Origin of the sequence: Bradyrhizobium sp. TM233 (assembly GCF_036247965.1) — a bacterium.
Lineage (GTDB): Bacteria > Pseudomonadota > Alphaproteobacteria > Rhizobiales > Xanthobacteraceae > Bradyrhizobium > Bradyrhizobium ottawaense.
Genome location: NZ_BTIG01000103.1, coordinates 1 through 277 on the forward strand (window position 1 = coordinate 1; position 277 = coordinate 277).

The following is a 277-nucleotide window of genomic DNA, read 5'->3' on the forward strand; positions in this document are numbered from 1 at the left end:
ACTTCCGTTGAGCTTCCCTCACTCAAATCCCTACGTTTGAATCGCGCTGAATTGAAAGAACCTCAATATCTTATGGAGCTTCTTTATGGGTGTCCAATGCTAGAGGATTTACACATATATATGCTACATTATGATCATTTTGGGTCGGTTTGTAAGGAAAGGTTTAAAATCTTACCCAAATTGGTGTGGGCAGATATCTGGGTTGTTGGTATGGAAATTATGGATGGTAATGATGTGAATGTTCTTCTGAAAACAATATCTAATGTGAAGTTTTTGA

Annotated in this window: 1 protein-coding gene; it reads left to right on the plus strand. The window is 37.2% G+C overall.

Annotated features, from left to right (window positions below; all coding sequences use genetic code 11):
• A partial coding sequence (locus tag AABA86_RS33830; protein WP_338309826.1) for a hypothetical protein occupies nucleotides 1-277 on the plus strand: 277 nt, incomplete at both ends.